Consider the following 20395-nt stretch of genomic DNA (forward strand, 5'->3'; position numbering starts at 1 on the left):
GTCAAATTGACTTATTTCTTCGTATTTTAAGGAGTCAGTATAAAGTTGGTCTTATTAAAATTAATATAATCACCAATTATGTATAAAGCTCCAATAGCTTCTTTTCGGCCGCTCCAATTCAAATTGAGCATTGTGGTCCCTTGTCACAATGAAGCGATACATTTGAATGATTTTATTAAGGCTCTAAAGGCGACCGTAGCCCCCATTACGCCTCAATTCGAAATATTGCTGATTAATGACGGGAGTCGTGATGATACGCGCTCTGTAGCCTTGGGTATGTTAGAAGCTGGTCAAGTTCGATATATTGAATTTTCCCGAAATTTTGGAAAAGAAGCTGCCTTAATGGCTGGGATAGATCATGCTGATGGAGACGCCGTCGTGCTAATTGATGCCGATTTTCAGCACCCCCTGGAAAAACTTACCGAAATGGCCTCTCTTTGGCAGCAGGGGTACGATATGATTTACGGAATCATTGTAAACCGATCAGAGGAGGGCCTTTTTAAGCGATTAGGGACTAATTTATTTTATGGATTGATGCGTTTTTCAGAGGTGCCAATTCCTCAGAATGCTGGTGATTTTCGTTGGCTAGATCGCAAAGTAGTTCAGGCATTGAGATCCCTGCCAGAAAGAAACCGCTTCATGAAAGGTTTGTATTCTTGGGTTGGCTTCAAGTCAGTGGCATTGGAGTTTATTCCTGAGGAAAGAAAGGGGGGTGTTTCAAGTTTTAACCCTAGCCGCTTAATTAGCCTTGCTTTAGCCGGCCTAACCTCTTTTAGTACGATGCCTCTTCGGATATGGACTGCGCTTGGATTTATCGTCTCCATTATGGCTATTTTGTATGGCATATATATTATTTATTTAACAATCACAGAGGGTAACTCTGTTAGTGGCTGGCCAACATTGACAGTAGCTTTAATGTTTTTCTCCGGGGTGCAATTATTTTCAATTGGTATTTTGGGTGAGTACATTGCGCGCATCTTTAATGAAGTCAAGCAACGCCCGTTGTATGTCATTGCAGATGACCAATCTAGTCAATAATCGCCCAAGAATATTCGAAAGCTCCTGTGAATTCGCCTAATCAAAAAAATGCTGCTGTTAAATACGATAACTCTCAGCAAGAGTGGGATTCGGTTTTGCAAAATCCCGAGCAAAAGAAGATGGGTGACACCTGGTTGCGCGAAGACACACTAGATTATTGGCGTCATTTACGCATGCGCAAACCGGTGAATGCATTTATTGCTGGCGATCCTGATGCTAGCTGGATCACTATTGGTGATGGTCGTTATGGTACAGATGCGCACTATCTTTTATCGGCCGGCGCTAAGCGTGTGCATTGCTCTGATATTTCTGATACTTTGCTCAAGATTGGTAATGAGGTTGGATTTATTCAAGAATTCTCAGCCCAAAATGCGGAGTTCTTAGATTTTCCTGATGGCGCCTTTGATTACGTTTATTGTAAAGAGGCCTTTCATCATTTCCCCAGGCCTTTTGTCGCTCTTTCAGAAATGTTCCGAGTGGCAAAAAAAGCAGTGATCTTGTGCGAGCCCCGTGATCAGATGATCGATCGCGCTCCTTTGTCTGTTGTGGCGCGATTTTTAAAATCCTTGTTGGGCCGAAGCCCTGATCAATACGGATTTGAAGAGGTGGGTAATTTTGTGTACTCCCCTTCAGAGCGAGAGCTTGAGAAGTTCTTGTTGGGGATGCATCATAATCTGATTGCCTATACCGGATGCAATGATGCATATATCCCTGGTGTAGAGCTTATTCCGATGAATCCGGTCACTGCAGCAGATCAAAAAGTGGCTTCGAAAATTAAATCCAAGATTGCTATCTTTGATTGTATGGTCAAGATTGGCCTGATGAAGACCCAATTACTCACTGCTGCTTTATTTAAAGAAACTCCCAACCTCCAAGTGCAAGCAGCTTTACGTGAGGCTCACTGGAAAATTAAGCATTTACCCAAAAATCCCTACCTTTAATTTTTATCGCGTAGAGCAGCCCTTGTCTTTTATTTACTTGTTGGGCTGTCGATAAATCCATTTTGCAGCGTTGGCGGCGAAGATGTCGATTGCGCTGGCGTTGCTAAATCTCGAGCGCTTAAATTCTCATTAAAGTAGGGGGTGCATGGCAGTGGCCCATCCCAGCATTGAGTCTGGCCATTGACTGGCACCCAAACCGATAAACCACTGTGAGTGATTTTCTGCTCTAGAACTGCTTGAGGAATGACCTGCCAGCCATCAAGGGTTAATGGAAATAGTTTGAAGCACGCTAATAGTGCGCTAGGCGCAAGCCAAAATATTGGACGTGATAGTTGTGCCTGGATGCCTGTAGGCAATGCCGTTTTTGAGCACAAAAAGATCCAGCCTGATACTGCTAAAAAGATTTGCGGAATCGCGCCAAGAAAACGCCAGTCAGGCGCAGTAAAAAACCAAAATAAAATGGATAGCACTAGCGGTACATACAGTAACTGAAGTTGGCGTATTAGGGATTGATCTTGCTTATCTTTAGATACTGAATGCAACACCAATAAGAGTGCGCTAAGACCAAAGTAGAACCAGGCAGCGATCGGCAATAAGTAAATCACCCAACTTTTGAGCCAGCGCCAGTTCCCTAGGACTAATGCCGGATCTTGGTGAGGATTTCGTGCCCAACTATAGACCCAATTGAGTTCATTTTGAATTTTCTCCGGTGGAATCAGCCAATCTAGTTGCAGTCCTGCACCCAAGCTGCTGGGATAAAACGCTACCCCTGAAGTCATGATGCCATGTAAGAGATGGCTGGCGACAAGAATGCTGCCAATAGCTGCGCAGTACAGCGTCAAATGCTTTGGTAATATTTTTGCTTGGTAAATGTATCGCATTGCGATCAGCAGGCAGAGTAGAGCAAAGACTATTGAGCTTAGTTTTACAGTGCAGATGAGGGCACATAAGCACACAAGCGTAGAAAGGTAAGTGGTTGTGCTTAAGGTATTTTGATTTGGGTTGAGTAGCACTCCTAATAGAGTGACAAAGATACTGATTTGCAAAAGCGCAATAATGGGGTCCGGCGTGGGCGAGGGTAGCGAACTTATTGTGGAAGCAATTGCAATAGTGCAAATCATTAGTGCCCACCAGCCACCAGAATTGCGCTCAAGACGCGACTCAAATACAGTGGCACTACAAAGTAACATCATTAGAAGATAGCCTAGCGCATATCCTTTATTCCATAGTGGAAAAAAATTGAGAAGCGCGTATAGATCAAAAATACTTTGATTAAACGCCAAGCGCCCGTGCAAATTGCCCAGTCCTGGCACAACTGCATATTCATTGGCCCAGCGAATGCTGGCAAAGTGGTACAAGCCAGAATCAAAGTTACCAGGAGTCTGCATTGCTTTGGTGAGTAGAGCGATGCTAGCAAGTGCGAGCAAAAGTGTAATAACAGGGTGCTGAATAATCCAGAAAAGCATCTTTCCGTTTCTGCTGGCAGGGTTAGCGCTATTGCCCCAGTAATGTGCACCCCACAAGATTAGGCCCGGAATAAGAATGAAGGCGCTCAATTGCCAGGTAATCGGTAAAAAAAGGTGTGCCACCTGCGTCATTGCCATCACACAGGTAATGCCAATCCAGCCAGCAGCACTTACTTGCAGATCTTTAACATTGCGAAATCCGCTAATGTGAAAAACGGCGTAGCCCCAACCGGTGAGACTGCACCATAAAACAAGGAGCGCCCCACCCAGACTGAAAAGGCTAATGAAATAATTACTGGTCACGCATTAATTGATCGTAGGTGATCGTTTTGGAAATCGTTTGATTATCTAACTCAATAATTTGAGTGCAGTTACGTAAAGTCGTTAGGCGATGAGCAATCATCAAGATGGTGATGTCTTTTTTGAGGCTCTCAATCGCCTGGATAACACTTTCTTCAGTTTCATTGTCTAGGGCACTGGTGGCCTCATCAAAAATAATCACGTCCGCTTCTTTGTAGAGCGCCCTTGCAATGCCAATACGCTGGCGTTGGCCGCCAGATAAACGTACGCCCCGCTCACCCACCAATGCGTTGTATTGCTCTGGCCATGCTTCAATAATATGGGCAACTTGCGCTTGCTGAGCAGCTTGTTTAACGCGCTCATAGTCAATCTGGTCTTTGGGGATGCCAAAGGCAATATTTTCAGCAATGGTGGTATCGCTTAGGAAAATGGTTTGAGGCACATGTGCAATACAGGCCTGCCAAGACTGACGATTGGCAATCGTAATCTTGGTGCCATCGACCTTCAAGGATCCCTCGATGGGTTTTAATAAGCCCATCACAATATCGAGTAAGGTACTTTTACCGCAACCTGTTGTGCCAACAAAGCCAATACGTGAGCCCTTAGGGATAGTGAAGTTTAGATTCTTTAAAACCCACGGGGCATCTTTGGAGTAGCGAAATGAGATTCCATCCAAATGAATAGCATCAGAAAAATGCATCTTCTCAATGGCTAGAGTAGGGTCAATAGATGGCATGGGTTGATTCAGAAGCGCTAAGGCGTCAGCTAGAGAGGCTTGACCGCCTTTAATCTTTGCCCAAGAAGAGTAGACCTGCTGTAAATTGGGGAATAGGCGTTGGGCACCCAGTGCAAATGCTCCCAAGATAGGGATAGCTTTGGCAAAACCATCCATCTGACGACTGAGCAAGAACGCTAGAACGGCAATGAGCAGCATCCCCAAGGCTTCAATAGCAAAGCGCGGTCCTGCGGTAATGAAGGCATTATCACCTTGCGCACGACGTAACTGAGCGTCCGAGCCTTTAAAAATATTGAGATAAGTTTTTTGGCTACCATCAATCAGTACATCGCGAATTCCGCCCAGGCCTTCTTGCAAAGACTTGATCACATTAATGGACTCACGCGAGATAGCTTGGCTATTAATAAATAGGCGGTTACGGCTAATGAGCACAACCACTACATAAATTAGGCCAAATCCAGCAAAAGAGATCAGAGCGGTTGCGGGGTCTACAAAGATGAGGCCAATGAGAATGACCACTAACATGATGAGTGAACTTACAAAATTGAGCACCGGCATGACGATTTCATAAATCACGATGGACGGCTTATTCAAAATACCATCAACAATCAGGCTACTATTGCGACCAATATGCACTTCATAATCTTGGTATAGCGTTTTTTGATAGATGTCATAACTTAAATCGGCGCCAGTAGCAAAAGACAGTCTCGTGCTTGCCCATAAGAGTAATAGGCGCATGACGCCGGCTAACAGTGCCGCTGAACCAAAGGCAATCGTGAGTGGTAGCAGTAGTTGAGAGGGCTCAGTCAAGTTCAAAATGCGAATGAATGGCTGGGCAAGAGCGAGGCCAAAGACTCTTTGTGGCTCAGTGAGGGCGGCTAAAAATGGCAGTACCGCACCAATACTGATAATTTCAGCAATCGAGGCAAAGAGTACTAGTAAAAATAAAAATCCAAACTGAATCTTTCTACGTGGCGAAATATGTTGCCAAAGATTTTGTAGGGAATGAAAGATGGTGGGATTTAGCTGCACAAACGGGCTCAATTCAAAATAAATAGACGGGCCAAAATAGAATGCTATAAAACAAGATTACCCACATTGTAAGCTTGGAATTTGGGCTTATTTGCACGATTTTAGGCTGTCTTGGCCTCAATTTGAGGGCAAATAGATTAGTATCTCTAGTGGTGAGCAGTCTGAATATGCAGTCTGCCTCCACGGTAGGGCCCATTTATCAGTGGTTCAACACTTTATTGACTAAATACACCCCCATTTATGCATGAAATCACCTTTTCGGATGTGCTGACCTATCTCAAGATCAAAAGGGCACAATTCATCCTTTTTGCGCTCTTTGGGCTGCTTGTCAGCATTTTGTATCTTTTGAATGCAGCGCCAATATATGAGGTGGTGACGTATTGGAATTTGCCTCAGAGTAATAAAGTGAGCTCTGATGGGGTATTGCAAAAAAATCAAGTGATTACTGTGCCGTCATCCTTTGATGCCAGAAGGGTGGTTCTCAACCCCGCCTCCATTACAGCCTCCATGTTGGCTGGGTGTACCTTGGATGACAGCAATGCCAATCGTAAGCTGTTGGTCAATGCAGTGAGCATGGTTGATGCGGATGCCGATGGCAAGACAATGTTAATTCGGGTCCGGCTTGAGGGGAAACAAAATGCCAAGCAGTGTGCAAGCACTTTAGCTGCTGAGATGGTTTCCTTAAGCAATGCAATTAAAGATCGCTATGTGGCGCACTATCAGGAAAAAAATATTCAAGGCCTGCTAAATGAGAGCGGTTTTGTACGTCCTACGATGCTAGTAAGTGATGGGCCAATTGCACCAAGAAAAAAATTGATTCTGATTGCTGGCCTCTTAATTGGACTATTACTTTCTGTTTTGGTTGACTGGATTCGTTTTTTATTCAAGCAAAAGACGTAATGATTTGAGATGACTTTTAATCTTATAGACAATTTGATCCATAAGTTTCTCAATAACCGTGCGTTAGCGAGCTTTATGATCGCTACCTTCGTGGTGATGGGGTTATTGCTCTATCGACTGATTAAAACGGAAATTGAAAATAAAAAGCTTTTTGCATGGGTGCTTTTAGCGTGCCTTATATTGTCTACTGCGATTTTTTATGGCTCCTGGCCAGTCTTTTTCGCGCCAGATATGGTCATTGGCCTATTTGCCATCTGGGCACTCATTCATATGCGCCAAGATATCTCTTGGCTTGCATTGGTCGCCTGCTGCTTGCTGATCTATTTTTTATGCTTTTCGCCGCCGCCGCTTGATTTTGAGTTTGATAATCGATATTTGGTTTCATTAAAGCCATTTATTTACTTATTGATCCTGTATTACGCATCTGCGAGTAAGGTGGGCCTCAATATCAGGGCAATGAGCATGGCTTGGATTGTCATTTACCCCATTTTGCTCATTTGGAATATTTTTCTTTCTTGGCTGCGCAATGGCTACTTTATGACGCGGCCCAATTTTATTTTTGAAAACAATTTCGAGGTTCCCTTTTTATTGTTTTGTTTCATTATTGTTGCTTTTATCTATAACAATAAAGATATCCGTATTTATATCTTGGTAGCCATTGCTGTCTTGCTGACAGGAAGCCGATCTGGTTTGGGCGGACTAATGGCAGTATCTATTTTTTATGTATTTACTTTGGATCGTAAAAAAATGTGGGTCGTCTTAACGGCGATCGCCTGCGCGCTGATTTATTTATTAGCGATCCGAGGAAGCTCTGCTCTGAATATCTCGAATCTCAAATCCATTGACCGCTTGCAAAACTTTTATCGTATTTTTGCTGTTTATGATTTTAGTTTTGTTGAGATTTTGAAGCATCCTTTGGGTTTTGGAATTTATCAAAAAGTCCCACCGGGCATTTGCGAGCAATTTAAGGAATATGCAGAGTGGGTAACGGGCAATATGTATAACTGCGATCCGATCATGCTGCAGTCCTTTTTAGCGCGAGGCTTATACCAATACGGCATCTACGTCATGGTCTTTATTGTGTTTGCTTTTTTCTGGGAGTTATATCGTCGGATGGGCTGGTTGTTGGCGTGTGTTGTCATGTGCCCGATTCTGACAGCTGCATTTTCTGTCGGTGGTTTTTCTAATGGCTTAGCCTTTGGGGGGCTCTTGCTTTGTTTATTGGCTTATCAACAAAGTCTTGGGCAGCAAAGCAATAACGATTTTTCAACAGGTAAATTGGCCTAATGCTATCGATTGTGACCATCAATTGGAATAATGCTGCCGGTTTAGAGCGCACTATTGATTCCTTGCGTTCACAGTCTTCGTCTCAGTTTGAATGGGTCTTTATAGATGGTAATTCCACAGATGACTCTTGTAAGCTCGCTCAGGCATTTGCTCGCATCGGTGATCAAATGATTTCAGAATCTGATACTGGAATCTATAACGCCATGAATAAGGGCGCGCGTTTGGCCAATGGCTCACATGTCCTATTTCTCAATAGTGGCGATGTCTTTGTCAACACTAAAGCAATTGAGCGGATCAACGCTGATTTACAAACTGAGCCAGATCTGCTCATGTACGGCTTTGAAGTACGCGGTAAAGTCAGAATGCCCAAGCCAGTATGGCGGCGTTTTTGGTCTATGCCAACCTCACATCAGGCCATGGTCTTGAATCGCAAAATCCTGCTATCCCAACCCTATGATGAGTCTTATCATTTTGCAGCTGATTTTGAGCACTTCTTGCGCATTTACCCCGGACTTACTAAAACAGCTACTATTGACCATGTGCTAGTTGTTAATGAACCCTATGGCAGCGATCAGAGCTTATCACAGGTGCTTGCTGAGTACCGTCAGGCTTTGGTGCGTAATGGCTACCCTAGTGTTTTTGCCTCTGGCATTTGTTGGATTAAATCCCTTTATCTGGGCCTCGTTTTAAGATAGAAGATAAATGAACTCTTCTTCAATCACCGCCATCATTCTGACTTTTAATGAAGCAAAGCATTTGCAGCGCTGCATTGATAGTGTTCGCCCCTTAACGAACGATATCGTGGTGGTCGACTCTTTATCAACTGATGACACTGTCGCTATTGCTAAACAGAATGGGGCTAAGGTTTTAGAGCGCGCCTGGGAGAATAATCACTCCACTCAATTTAATTGGGCGCTCACACAGCTGCCTGCTCAAACCCAATGGGTTTTACGGATTGATGCTGATGAAATCCTCACCCCAGAATTGGTTCTTGAGCTTAAAGCAGCGCTTGTACAAATTAATTCTGAGATTGTTGCTATACGTTTTCAGCGCAAGATGGTGTTTCAGGGTTATTTGCTAAAACATGGCGGCATGGGGTCTAACCAAGTTTTGCGCATGTTTAAGTTTGGTCATGGCAAGTCTGAGGCACGCTGGATGGATGAGCATATCAGGGTAGATGGCGCATGCATTAATTTGAATGGCGCCCTGATTGACGACAATTTGAATAGTCTTGATTGGTGGATTGCCAAACACAATAACTATGCTAGTCGTGAGGCAGTGGATCTCCTGAATCTCAAATATCAATTTATGCAGATTGATCGCTTAGAGGGCGATGCGGCTCGCTCGGGTGCTGGCTTAAAGCGCAAGATTAAGGAAGGTGTATACGCCAAACTGCCCGGTGGCATGCGCGCATCTGCTTACTTCTTATATCGCTACATTGTTTTATTGGGATTTTTAGATCAAAAAACGGGACGACAATTTCATTATCTACAAGCACTCTGGTATCGCTCTCTAGTAGATATGAAGGTAGCTGAGGTTGAGCGTTATATGGCTAGAAATCAAATCTCCGCAACCGAAGCGATTCAAAAAGTGCTGGGTATTGCGGTTTGAAGGTTTCTATTATTACCGTCGCCTTTAACAGCGCTACTACGATTCGAGATACGATTGAATCGGTACTCTCACAAGACTATCCTCAGATTGAATACATCGTGATTGATGGGGGTTCTACGGATGGTACCCTTGACATCGTCAAAGAGTATGGACCTCGTGTCGCTAAGCTCATATCTGAGCCTGATCGCGGGATCTACGATGCGATGAATAAAGGCATTCAGATCATTACTGGCGAGATCATCGGATTTTTAAATTCTGATGATATGTATATCGACTCACAAGCAGTATCTCAGTTGATAGCTGCCATGAAGTCTCATAAGGCAGATTGTGTATATGCCGATCTCATTTATGTCGCTCCAGAAAATACCAATAAGATCTTGCGTTATTACAACTCCGCTAGATTTAAGCCTAGTCTCTTCCAGTATGGCTGGATGCCTGCTCACCCCACCTTCTTTGCCAAGAAATCTGCCTATGACAAGGCTGGCTTATTTTCTTTGGACTACAAGATAGCTGCTGATTTTGAATTGTTAGTGCGTATGCTGGCTGTGAATGGTACTAGCTACACGTATTTACCCAAACCGATTGTTCGCATGCGGGCAGGTGGCGTTAGCACCTCGGGTTTAAGTCATAGCTTTCTGTTAAATCGTGAAATCGTCAAGGCTTGCCGAGCTAATGGGATCAATACCAACTTAGCAAAAGTACTCTTGAAGATTCCAATGAAGCTTATGGAGTTGGTTCAAGGGCGACTAATAAATAGAACCCGATAGCTCTTTAAATACATTAATTAGCCTTTAGAATCTCAGGAATGAATACATCCCTAGCTATTGCACTAGATGCTGCTGGCGATAGATGGTTGCTATCAAATGCAGTAAGACCTAATTTTGGGTTGTCGCCAAGATAAACTAAGCATCCAGAAGTATTGCAAAAATAATCAGTCAAACTAATAAATGCACTGTTTGATAAGCTTGCAGTGAATTTTTTTAATGAATTTTCATAATTGCTGTCAATGGCTTCAAGCTGTATAAATGTCCGATTTGGAATGCTAGTCCAGTGTTGCCGAAAAATAATTTTTGGAAGACTAGACTTCCATTCCGGGCTTTTCCCTACGAATATCACTTTTTTAGCTCCAAGTTCGGTCAGCCTCTTATGAATACTGGCTATATGATTTTGATCCCAAGCATCACGCTGCGCCACTATTACTGCCATAGGCTTAATGCGAGCTATCTCATTTAGGGCGAATTGGTTTGTTTTTGAGCATGCTATATCTGGGCTTTCAGTAGCTTGAGGTTTGCATGCTGCTCTAGCAACTTGACTTAAAGAAATGTTACTAGGCAAATTCATTGTGAGGCCATAGTGCAACATTTGGGCGTGCGAATCTCCCCATAGAAAAACAACAGGATCTTTTGACTCATTGCGGTTGTAACAGTATTGAGGGATGTTTGTAATGCTATCGACCTCTAAAATAGTTTTGGAGAAGTCGGAAAAATTTAAAAAATCGCAATCAAACATAAAATTCTTAACTAGCCTGCCATGTTGATTGAGTTCTGTATTGAGTTTTTCAGGGGCAAATAAGTTTGCATATGAGTTGTTGTCATTCAAATCTCTGTCGCTTAACCCTTGCCGCTGATAACTTGTGTATCCAAGATATCCAACTATTGCCATGAGTAGCGCTAAAATTATTGTGGTTACTTTGCGAAGAGATTTTTTGCCAAATCGTATCGGCCTTTCGACCAATAGATAGGTTAAGGTCGATAGTATTAGCGAGAGTGCTACTGCTACAATACGCAACTCTACTTTAGGCACTTCACCTTCGATGATTCTCAAAAAGGAGAGGATTGGCCAATGCCAGAGGTATAGTGGATAACTAATCAGGCCCATCCAAACCATCAGCTTATTGGAGAGTAGGTGGCGATTTATTACGGCCTTAGGTCCGGCATGGATGATAAGCACCGCTCCAAGTGTAGGTAGTAGTGCCCACCAACCTGGAAAAGGACTTTGCTTGTGAATGAGTGCCACCCCTAGGGCGACTAGAACAAGTCCTAGGGCTGATTGGGCACTTTGGATCTTTTGATGTTGCTCTGGATTGGCAGTAAATCCGTTAAGTCTTTGTATTGGGTGTAGCGTCACGTAAGCCAATATGGCGCCTAGGAGCAGCTCCCAAAAGCGAGTTTGTGGGGAATAAAAGGTAGCTACTAAATCATGCTTGATGTTAATGCCGCGGATATTAAGCACAAAGGATGTAATTGCAACTAAGATCGTAATGACCAAGAGGTTAGCTTTAAAGCGATACCCCAGCCAAAGGACTAAGGGCCAGATAATATAAAACTGCTCTTCAATTCCCAGAGACCAAAGATGCAGGAGCGGCTTGGTATCGGCGACGTTATCAAAGTAGCCTGCTTCTTGCCAAAATACAAAGTTAGAGATAAATCCTGTGCCTGCAGTAATGTGTTTACCTAGCTGCATATACTCATCGGCAAACAGAGTAAGCCAACCAAAAGCATAGCAAGAGAATAAAACGAGAATTAAAGCAGGGAAGATTCTGCGGATCCGGCGATCATAAAAATCCCAAACGGAAAACGTACCTGCTTCAAATTGACTAAACAAAATAGTACAAATTAAAAAGCCTGAAATGACAAAGAATAAATCTACCCCAATAAAGCCACCAGGGAGTACCGTTGGAAATGCATGAAAAAGTACGACACATAAAACTGCTAGCGCTCGTAGTCCGTCAATATCAGGGCGGTAGTTGCTGTGCATGTAATGCTTGCTAAGGGCTTGGCTTTGATGAATTACTAACGCTTGAGTGGCGGTTGAGGGTTTTAAATCGATCGCGAATATGCTCCATTGGCTTTTCTATCAACAGATAGATTGCTATGGCTATCACTGTAATACTTGAGTAACGAACCAGGCCCTCGATATCGGGGTTTTTCGATCCGATGAATGACATGATCTTAGGGGTTAAATCAATGCGTAAGCCCCAGAGCATATAGATGGGGTAAGACAGGTTGCCAATAAATTGATCAAGTTTATTGTCTTTGCTAATGTGAAAGATAAAAGGAATAAATGCCGCCAACATTAGATAAAAGATGCCTTTATCAAATTCATAATTAGCGGCGATATTTCTGAAAAAGAAAATATAGCCAACCACTAACGTAAGCATAATAGCACCCACATTTTGAAAAAGTTCTGGATTTGATTCAAAGCGAATTTTTTTGTAGATACTGTAAGCCATTGCACCCAACATAAAGAGGGCAAGTTCACTTGGAAAGAATCGATAGCTCCAGGGGTCCTCTACTTTTCCGTGCTGCAAGAGATAGATTCGGATCAGCAATGAAGCAATAAAAATATAGTAAATATATTTACGATTTTTAATAAATAAAAATGGGGCTAGTAAATAAAAGCTGAACTCGAGACCCAGGGTCCATGCCTGTGGCACCAGTAGGTAGGGAAATAGCACGGGATCGGACTGTAGAAAATTAGAGACAAATCGCAGTCGTCCATCTTGGAGGCCCAAGAACATCGTGACATCTTGAAAGAGCATAGTTCCATTGGTAAAAATCAGAAAGCTACTTAATGCTTTAGGAAAATCAAAAAGATTAACTAGAGTGCCTGGCTCAAACCAAATGACTAAGAAATTGATGGTGGCAATGACAAAGTAGGTTGGGTAAAGTCTGAGAAAGCGGTTAATCAGAAAGTTGCGAGTGGAAGAGTAACGACCATCCAAAATCATGGCGATATAAAAGCCTGAGATGATAAAAAACCCCTCGACCGCTATCTCACTGCCAATCAGGCGAAAGGTGGAGTAATACTGAAAGTGAGCAACAACGACAGAAAAGGCCAGTAGAAAACGAATAATCCCCATAGTGTTTTCTTAGGAGTTACTTAAACCAACTGGGTTTTTTAAATCTCACTACCGATCTATACAGAACAACATAGACTGCGATAAACACTAGGCATGAGAGCATAAGTACGAATGGACGCTTCCACCATAGGACGGCAGGAATGATGCTAATGCTAGAAATCACCCAAAGATAGGGCGCTGTGCGTGAGTTACTTAAGTAGACTTGGTGTGGTAGGGGGGTAGGGCCATATGCCCATTTGACGATGCGTCGGTAGATCAGGCTATGAAAGTGCGCGCCATCTGGCAAACCCGGGTTCTTGCCTTGATGGATCATGCGGCGCCAAATTGTAAAGAGCGTTTCAAAAATGGGATATGCATTCACCAATAAGGCAAACCAAGCGGAAACTTGTGGATTTCTGGAAACAATTAGAACTGAGAGTGTTGCCACCCAGAAGCCAATCAGATACGCACCACCATCGCCCAAGAAAATCAGTCCGCGTGGGTAGTTCCAGATGAAGAATCCAGCAATCGCACCAACCATGGTGAGTGCCAACTTAATAATCATGGCGTCACCTACTTGGAATGCGACGTAACTGATCGCGAGAAGTGCAATGATCGCAATCATGCTGGCTAGGCCATTAAAACCATCGATGATGTTGTAGGCATTGGCGAGCCCAGCGACAGCAAAGCAAGTAAATAAAATGTACACCCATTGGATAGTCAGCAGATCATCAATTCCAGCAACACCAATTTTGGTAATCCAAGCATTGAGCAAAATACCGGCAATATAGGCAGAGACACCGGTGGCAAGAAGTCGTGGCATCACACCAATTTTTTTAGTGATATCCTCAGCAATGCCAAAGACAAAAGCAACTGAGCTAGAGAGGATTAATAAAAAAAGCTCTTTACCGTAATTTCCAGATTGCAAATACTGAACAACTCCAGTAACTAGGAGTGCCACAAAAAGACCTAAACCTCCAATACGGGGAATGCTGCCACTATGAAATTTTTGTGGACCTGATAAGTCAGAGTCACCTGACCATTGCCCATGCAAATGCTGATAACGAATAATCAGCAGAATGGATAGTAAGGATGTGAAAAAAGACAGTAAAAGGGCAGACATCCCTTCATTTTAAGGTTTTCTACTGCCTTGTCACGGTTTCCAGATAAAAAAGCGGGATAGGACGAAATTAAAGATGGTTCCTACCAAGACCCCTAATAAGCCTGAAAGCCACCATGACTCGCCTGCGCCGTTGAGATAGGCCGCAGCACCAACGTTAGCGGTAGCGCCAATACTGCAAACGGCAATGAAATAAATCAAGCCTTTAAGCCATTTCCAGCCAGCTAAACGATTCCTTCTAAAAGTAAGAACGTTATTTAAGCTGAAATTGGAGATCATGGAGCTCAGTGTTGCCAAACTCTGAGCCATGTTAAAACTCACGCCAAATATAAATAGCAGGGCGTAGAGAAGGCCTAGGTGAACTACTAAGCCACTTGCTCCTACTAATAGAAAGCCAAAGAGTTTTTCTGGAAAAAGCCCTTTTGTGATGAAGCCCAGAATTTGGTCAATAAACTCTAGCAATACCTTGGAGTCGAGTTTTGACTCTCCCTCATGTCTAGTACGAAATTGAATCGGGTATTCGACCACTTCAATATTGTTATTGCGAATTCTGTATAAAAACTCCAACAAGATTTTGAATCCTGTTGGCTTCATATCCCTGACGGCATTCAGAAAGATAGAGCGCTTAAATAGAAAGAAGCCTGTTAAGGGATCTGTCAGTTCGCGCTTCAAAATAAAGTTACAAAGTGCATTTCCTTTTTTGCTAATGAAATGACGCATCCCTGTATGGTTATCCAGACTATCTTGTGCCTTAAAGCGTGAGCCCACAATAAAATCTGCTTTATCTACGAGGGCCAGATTGAGCATACCCATGAGGTCATCTGGCTCGTGTTGGCCATCGGCGTCCATTACGGCAACGTAATCAGTATCAGCGAGCATGACACCTTCGACTACGGCGGAGCTCAAACCCTGTCTACCAATTCGATGAATACACAACACTTCGAAGGGTGGATTTGCAAGTGACTTGATGTATTCGCTACTGCCATCTGGGCTATCGTCATCTACATAAATTACGCGCTTAATTTGATGATTGGTGTCAGCCTTTGCCAAATTCTGCAATAGAAAATCAATATTGTTGCGCTCGTTATAAGCAGGCAAGACTACAGTTAGGATGGGGTTCATAAGTGAGTCTATTGGTCTTTAGGCTTCGGGAAATAGGTCTGGCAAAGGAGCACGAGCGCAGTAAGAGATGGCATTAGAACGCGAATTGTTTCAGAGAGTCTATTCGCCATAAAAGTTATTAAAACAATGTACGCATATATAGCAATAATCAGCAATTTATAAGGACGTTCAGTTTTGCGAATCAGAGTAATGATGGCCAAAAGATAAATGAGTGCCAAGTAAATATGAAACCAATCTCTAATCTCCACTTGTTTAGGAGAGTTGGGATCTAAGCCTGTGGCATGCCAAACTAGTTCAGGAAAAAATACTTTTTTGATGCGCTCTGGTGTAAAGACTCCCAAAATCAACTTGGGATTGCGCTTCAATTCTCCCAAAATTTTCTTTTTATTTTCCAGTGCACAAATAGCGCCATCTCGAGTACCTAGACGTTTTGACATCTCAAGGTAGTAGCAATCGGTTGCGAAAGGAATGACGCCCTGGAAAGCTTCTACAAGGTTATTGCCCCCGTAAGTGCTGAGTTCAAAAGTTTCAAATTTCTTCATCTGATTAATATGAAAAGGCGCAACTAGAAGAGCAAAGACAGCAAGTGCGACCAAAAATTTAGCGCGATACAAATAGATGCCATATAGGGTCATGAGTACGCAGATTTGAAAAGCAAATGGTCTAGAGTGATCCAGAATCGCCATCAATAGCCCAATACCAGCAAGTACCCAGTAAGAGTCTGATTTGCTGCCATTTCGAAAGATAACGAGCAAATACGTCAAGCTAAAAGCAGCGGTGATGTCATAGAGCGTACCGCCGTTTGCTGTATACCAAACAACCAGACTTAAGGGTGCGGCTAACAGGACAAAGCTAAAAATAGATGAAGCATTGCGATAAATGAGGTAAAACATCCAGCCAGCCAGCAGGCCATAGGTTAAGTTATCTGAATACCAATTAGATTGATGTAGAGACCACTCAAAGCGTTCAACTGGAAGCCATGGCCTAAAAAAGGGCAGTCCCGTTTCAAGCATACCAAAGTGGGGATCTAACTTTTGCTCCATCCAGCGCCAATTCGGAAGCTTGATGGTCAATCCAAAGTAATAAACCCCCAAAATGAGAAAAAGGGCCTTAATAGACAAGGATTTGATGAGAGAAAAGCTCATTTTTAAGAGTATTTTTGTAGAAATTGCATTCTACTGATAATTTTTATCTTTAACGGGCCTTTTGGTGCCCAAGTTTTGCCTATTGGACGTAATTAAAAGCTCTGATTACGCTAAATATGCCAATTTTCTATTGACCTTTATAATCAGTAACTTACAAAAAAACCCGCTATTTCTATGAGTCATTCTGAGAATTCATCCTTAAATCCAACCCTACCTTCTGAGAGAAGCTTCGGTTTATTGTTCTTTGTGGTTTTCTTAATTGCAGCCGCCTATTTTTGGTATGAGGATTTTTCTGATTCATGGATTCATATATCCATCGTTTTAAGCCTTATTTTCTTGTTAGCAGGTTTTTTTGCGCCAGCTTTGTTACGCCCTTTAAATAAACTGTGGTTCCAATTGGGATTATTGATGGGGCGTGTAGTTAGCCCGATAGTTTTGGGGATTTTGTTCTTTATTCTCATTACCCCAATCGCCATCCTCATGCGTGTATTCGGTCGTGATGAGCTGAAGTTAAAAAAACGTCAAGTGAGCTCTTACTGGGTTGAGCGCCAACCCCATGGTCCAGCACCCGAATCATTTAAAGAACAATTTTAAAAGGTAAATTTATGTCATTTATTAAAGAACTTTGGAAGTTTTTGCGCGTTCGTAAGAAGCTTTGGCTATTACCGATTGTGGTTGTCATGGTTGTCTTAGGCGGATTGCTGATTTTGGCCGCTAAAGGTTCTGTAGTTGCCCCATTTATTTACACACTGTTTTAATTTATGAAGATCCTGGGAATTTCTGCTTACTATCACGACTCTGCGGCATGCTTAGTCGTTGATGGTGATATCATTGCTGCCGCTCAAGAAGAGCGCTTCACACGCAAAAAGCACGACCAGGATTTTCCTAGTAAAGCCATTGAGTATTGCTTGGCTGAAGCGGGCTGCACTCCTAATGAAATCGACTATGTCGTTTTCTATGACAAGCCTTTCTTAAAGTTTGAACGATTGCTAGAGACGTATTTAGCCTATGCCCCAGTTGGGTTTAAGTCTTTTGCAACTGCTTTGCCTATTTGGTTGAAAGACAAGCTCTTTCAAAAGTCGGTGATCGCAGGCGCCTTAAAAGATTTATGGGGCAAGGATGTTGATTGGTCGGAGCGTTTGCTATTTTCAGAGCACCACCTCAGTCACGCTGCCAGTGCATTCTTTCCGTCGCCATTTGAAGAGGCTGCAGTATTGACCATGGACGGCGTAGGTGAGTGGACCACCACTTCTGTTGCTGTAGGTAAGGGTTCAGATTTGAGTGTGCAGAAAGAAATTCACTTTCCACATTCCTTAGGATTGCTCTACTCGGCAATCACTTACTACACCGGTTTCAAGGTTAACTCTGGTGAGTACAAAGTGATGGGATTAGCTCCCTATGGTGAACCAAAATATGCGCAGTTGATGAAGGACTATTTAATCGATATTAAGGAAGATGGTTCTTTTGCTCTTGATATGAGCTACTTTAACTATTGCACTGGTCTGACCATGACCAATCAAAAGTTTGATGATTTGTTTGGTGGCCCACGTCGTAGTGAAGAGTCTGCGCTCACTCAGCGCGAAATGGATTTAGCTGCATCCATCCAGGCCGTGACTGAAGAAGTCGTCATTAAGCTAGCTAAGGGCATTGCAAAATCGACTGGATTGAAAAATCTTTGCTTAGCTGGTGGTGTTGCCCTAAATTGCGTAGCAAATGGTAAGTTGCTACGTGAAAATGTCTTTGAAAATATTTGGATTCAGCCTGCTGCAGGTGATGCAGGCGGTGCCGTAGGCGCAGCACTTGGCGCCTACTACTTGATGCTCAAACAGCCTCGCATTGTGAATCCGCAATTGCAGGATGGCATGAAGGGTTCTTATCTTGGCCCAGAGTATTCCCAATCTGATATTGAAAAGCGTCTGCAGTCTGTTGGCGCTGTATTTACCAATCACAGTGACGCAGAAATTATTCAGCTAACCGCACAAGCGCTGGCTGAAGATAAAGCTGTTGGTTGGCATCAGGGCCGCATGGAATTTGGCCCTCGCTCATTAGGTGGTCGCTCTATTTTGGCTGATGCTCGCTCACCAACTGCGCAGAAATTACTCAATCTGAAGGTTAAATACCGCGAATCTTTTAGACCATTTGCACCCAGCGTGTTGCGTGAAGATGTTTCAGAGTGGTTCGAGATTGATTCGGATAGTCCATACATGCTATTAGTTGCGGATGTTCAAAAATCCAAGCGTCTAGCAATGACCGATGATCAGCAGCAGTTGTTTGGAATTGAAAAGCTCAATATTCCGAGATCACAAATACCGGCAGTTACCCATGTTGACTATTCTGCGCGGGTGCAGACAGTGCACGCTCAAACCAATCCCAAGTATCACGCCTTAATTAGCCGCTTTAAGGAGTTGACTGGATGTCCTGTCCTGGTGAATACCTCCTTTAACGTGCGTGGTGAGCCGATCGTTTGCACTCCAGAAGACGCATTCCGTTGCCTTATGGGAACTGAGATTGAGTTCTTGGTGGTTGGCAATTCGATTATGCGCAAGGAAGATCAGGATCCAGCATTAAAGTTGGATTACAAAAACGCCTACGAATTAGATTGATTATTTAGATTGGGCTTTGCCGCATGAAAAAATTGATTCCTGCGCTCTTTTTGGCAGTCATTGCTGGCTACGCTTTATTTCATGCATATAGCAATCGCAGTGTAGGCAGTTTCTTTTGGGGCCTTAGTTTTATCCTGGTAGTGATTGCGATTTATTCTCGCTTTTTAAAAAATACACTCCTCATTCTGATTTCTATTACGGCTACCTTGGCTTTAATTGAAAATGCTTTGGGCTTGATGCAGGACTTGCAAAAGAAGGCTGGTAATGGACCTTTTGCTTACTTTGATTCTGCGCAAACATACAACACACCTGCCTATTGGCAGTTAGGACCATTTGGGCTTCAACCAAAACCGGGCGCTTTCACGGCAATCAAGATGGCCGCGCCTAATAAGCCTGTCTATGACGTCATTTTTACGATCGGATCTGATGGCTTTCGAGCTACGCCGATATATGGATACACCCCGGAAGTAAATATTGATGGAAGTAAATCTAAACACCGAGTTAATTTTTTAGGTGATTCATTCACTTTTGGCGAGGGTGTTCAGGATAATGAAACCCTTCCTTACTACTTTGCCCAGCTGAGCAATAAAAGCACTACACCCACTTTATTTGTTAAAAACTACGGTATTCATGGGTGGGGAATGCATCAGGCATTGGCCATTATTCAGAGTCCAATAAACACTCAAGCTGACTTGCACTTTGCCTTAACGGCTCCTTGGCACGCAAGCCGTTCAGCTTGTGCAGACTCTTTTTCTTTGGGTTCCCCTAAGTACAAGTTGTTATCAAATGGCCTAGTTGAGCGTGATGGCTACTGTAGGTCATTTGGATGGGTGGAGCACTCTCCAAAGCCTGTACGTGCCTTGATTACCTTCTCCAAAATTTTTAATTTGGTTCAGGATAGTCTATTGGTTACCAAGAATCAGGATGATCAGGTCCGGCTTTATCTGGGTATTCTGAAAACCATGCAATCTGAATTACAGGCTAAGGGGCAAAAATTAGTACTTGGCTTTATTAAGGCTGACGATAATTGGTTTGTAGGTAGCTATAACAATGAAAAAATTCTGGCTGAGATCAACGCAATGGGAATCAGCACTATCGATATGACCTTGGCTAATAAGAATGAGAACTTAGATCCACAGTTTTATATTCATGAGCTAGATAAGCATCCATCGCCAGCGGGCCATAAAGCAAGAGCTAACTTGTTGACCAAGTACTTGGAAAAGTCTCAGTAAAAATCAACGAATTTACTAAGT

Annotated in this window: 18 protein-coding genes; 11 read left to right on the forward strand and 7 right to left on the reverse strand. The window is 43.1% G+C overall.

The genetic code is table 11. The features are described 5' to 3' along the window. The first annotated feature begins 78 nt into the window (after positions 1–78). Together ICN41_RS08970 and ICN41_RS08975 are read left to right on the forward strand one after the other, a co-directional pair. On the forward strand, positions 79–1038 hold the full coding sequence (locus ICN41_RS08970; protein WP_216292584.1) for a glycosyltransferase family 2 protein: 960 nt from the start codon (positions 79–81) through the stop codon (positions 1036–1038). A gap of 26 nt (positions 1039–1064) precedes the next feature. After that, a complete protein-coding gene (locus tag ICN41_RS08975; RefSeq protein ID WP_216292585.1) occupies positions 1065–1979 on the forward strand; it encodes a class I SAM-dependent methyltransferase in 915 nt (304 codons plus the stop codon). Between the two features lie 29 nt (positions 1980–2008). Here the strand turns inward: ICN41_RS08975 and ICN41_RS08980 are convergent, their stop codons facing one another. Together ICN41_RS08980 and ICN41_RS11465 are read right to left on the reverse strand one after the other, a co-directional pair. Further along, complete coding sequence (locus ICN41_RS08980) at positions 2009–3748, reverse strand: hypothetical protein (RefSeq protein WP_216292586.1); 1740 nt, start codon at positions 3746–3748, stop codon at positions 2009–2011. Further along, positions 3738–5513, reverse strand: a complete 1776-nt coding sequence (locus ICN41_RS11465; RefSeq protein ID WP_216292587.1) for an ABC transporter ATP-binding protein — start codon at positions 5511–5513, stop codon at positions 3738–3740. Before ICN41_RS11465 ends, ICN41_RS08980 begins: the two co-directional genes overlap by 11 nt. Positions 5514–5753: 240 nt before the next feature. Between ICN41_RS11465 and ICN41_RS08990 the strand changes: the two genes are divergently transcribed. From ICN41_RS08990 to ICN41_RS09010, 5 genes are all read left to right on the forward strand, one after another. Then, positions 5754–6413 carry a hypothetical protein gene (locus tag ICN41_RS08990; RefSeq protein WP_216292588.1) on the forward strand — a complete coding sequence of 220 codons (660 nt, stop codon included), beginning with the start codon at positions 5754–5756 and terminating at the stop codon, positions 6411–6413. 75 nt (positions 6414–6488) lie between these two features. After that, positions 6489–7700 carry an O-antigen ligase family protein gene (locus ICN41_RS08995; RefSeq protein ID WP_216292589.1) on the forward strand — a complete coding sequence of 404 codons (1212 nt, stop codon included), beginning with the start codon at positions 6489–6491 and terminating at the stop codon, positions 7698–7700. Continuing rightward, a complete protein-coding gene (locus ICN41_RS09000; protein WP_216292590.1) occupies positions 7700–8395 on the forward strand; it encodes a glycosyltransferase in 696 nt (231 codons plus the stop codon). The genes ICN41_RS08995 and ICN41_RS09000 overlap by 1 nt, the downstream gene beginning before the upstream one ends. 7 nt (positions 8396–8402) lie before the next feature. Next, entirely contained in the window at positions 8403–9311 is a 909-nt protein-coding gene (locus ICN41_RS09005) for a glycosyltransferase family 2 protein (protein ID WP_216292591.1), read from the forward strand. Then, on the forward strand, positions 9308–10078 hold the full coding sequence (locus tag ICN41_RS09010) for a glycosyltransferase family 2 protein (protein ID WP_216292592.1): 771 nt from the start codon (positions 9308–9310) through the stop codon (positions 10076–10078). The genes ICN41_RS09005 and ICN41_RS09010 overlap by 4 nt, the downstream gene beginning before the upstream one ends. A 13-nt stretch (positions 10079–10091) precedes the next feature. On the opposite strand, the gene ICN41_RS09015 is transcribed toward ICN41_RS09010, so the two are convergent. Genes ICN41_RS09015 through ICN41_RS09035 form a run of 5 tightly spaced genes read right to left on the reverse strand, consistent with a single transcriptional unit; the run spans position 10092 to position 16539 of the window. After that, positions 10092–12068: an acyltransferase family protein gene (locus ICN41_RS09015; RefSeq protein WP_216292593.1), complete on the reverse strand. Its 1977-nt coding sequence runs from the start codon at positions 12066–12068 to the stop codon at positions 10092–10094. A gap of 10 nt (positions 12069–12078) precedes the next feature. Further along, the gene (locus tag ICN41_RS09020; protein WP_216292594.1) at positions 12079–13173 is read right to left on the reverse strand and encodes an acyltransferase; all 1095 of its coding nucleotides are present in this window, start codon (positions 13171–13173) and stop codon (positions 12079–12081) included. A 16-nt stretch (positions 13174–13189) separates the two neighbouring features. Continuing rightward, on the reverse strand, positions 13190–14275 hold the full coding sequence (locus ICN41_RS09025; protein WP_216292595.1) for a glycosyltransferase: 1086 nt from the start codon (positions 14273–14275) through the stop codon (positions 13190–13192). Between the two features lie 30 nt (positions 14276–14305). Next, positions 14306–15394: a glycosyltransferase family 2 protein gene (locus ICN41_RS09030; protein ID WP_216292596.1), complete on the reverse strand. Its 1089-nt coding sequence runs from the start codon at positions 15392–15394 to the stop codon at positions 14306–14308. A gap of 8 nt (positions 15395–15402) precedes the next feature. Further along, positions 15403–16539, reverse strand: a complete 1137-nt coding sequence (locus ICN41_RS09035) for a hypothetical protein (RefSeq protein ID WP_216292597.1) — start codon at positions 16537–16539, stop codon at positions 15403–15405. 174 nt (positions 16540–16713) lie between these two features. Between ICN41_RS09035 and ICN41_RS09040 the strand changes: the two genes are divergently transcribed. The 4 genes from ICN41_RS09040 to ICN41_RS09055 are packed head-to-tail and all read left to right on the forward strand — an operon-like array spanning position 16714 to position 20374. Further along, entirely contained in the window at positions 16714–17133 is a 420-nt protein-coding gene (locus tag ICN41_RS09040; RefSeq protein ID WP_216292598.1) for an SxtJ family membrane protein, read from the forward strand. Positions 17134–17144: 11 nt separating this feature from the next. Continuing rightward, complete coding sequence (locus ICN41_RS09045) at positions 17145–17297, forward strand: DUF5989 family protein (RefSeq protein WP_216292599.1); 153 nt, start codon at positions 17145–17147, stop codon at positions 17295–17297. A 3-nt stretch (positions 17298–17300) separates the two neighbouring features. After that, positions 17301–19142: a carbamoyltransferase gene (locus tag ICN41_RS09050; RefSeq protein ID WP_216292600.1), complete on the forward strand. Its 1842-nt coding sequence runs from the start codon at positions 17301–17303 to the stop codon at positions 19140–19142. Between the two features lie 23 nt (positions 19143–19165). Next, positions 19166–20374, forward strand: a complete 1209-nt coding sequence (locus ICN41_RS09055) for a hypothetical protein (protein WP_216292601.1) — start codon at positions 19166–19168, stop codon at positions 20372–20374. The last annotated feature ends 21 nt before the right edge of the window (positions 20375–20395 follow it).

The organism is Polynucleobacter sp. 15G-AUS-farblos (genome assembly GCF_018882445.1).
Taxonomy (GTDB): domain Bacteria; phylum Pseudomonadota; class Gammaproteobacteria; order Burkholderiales; family Burkholderiaceae; genus Polynucleobacter.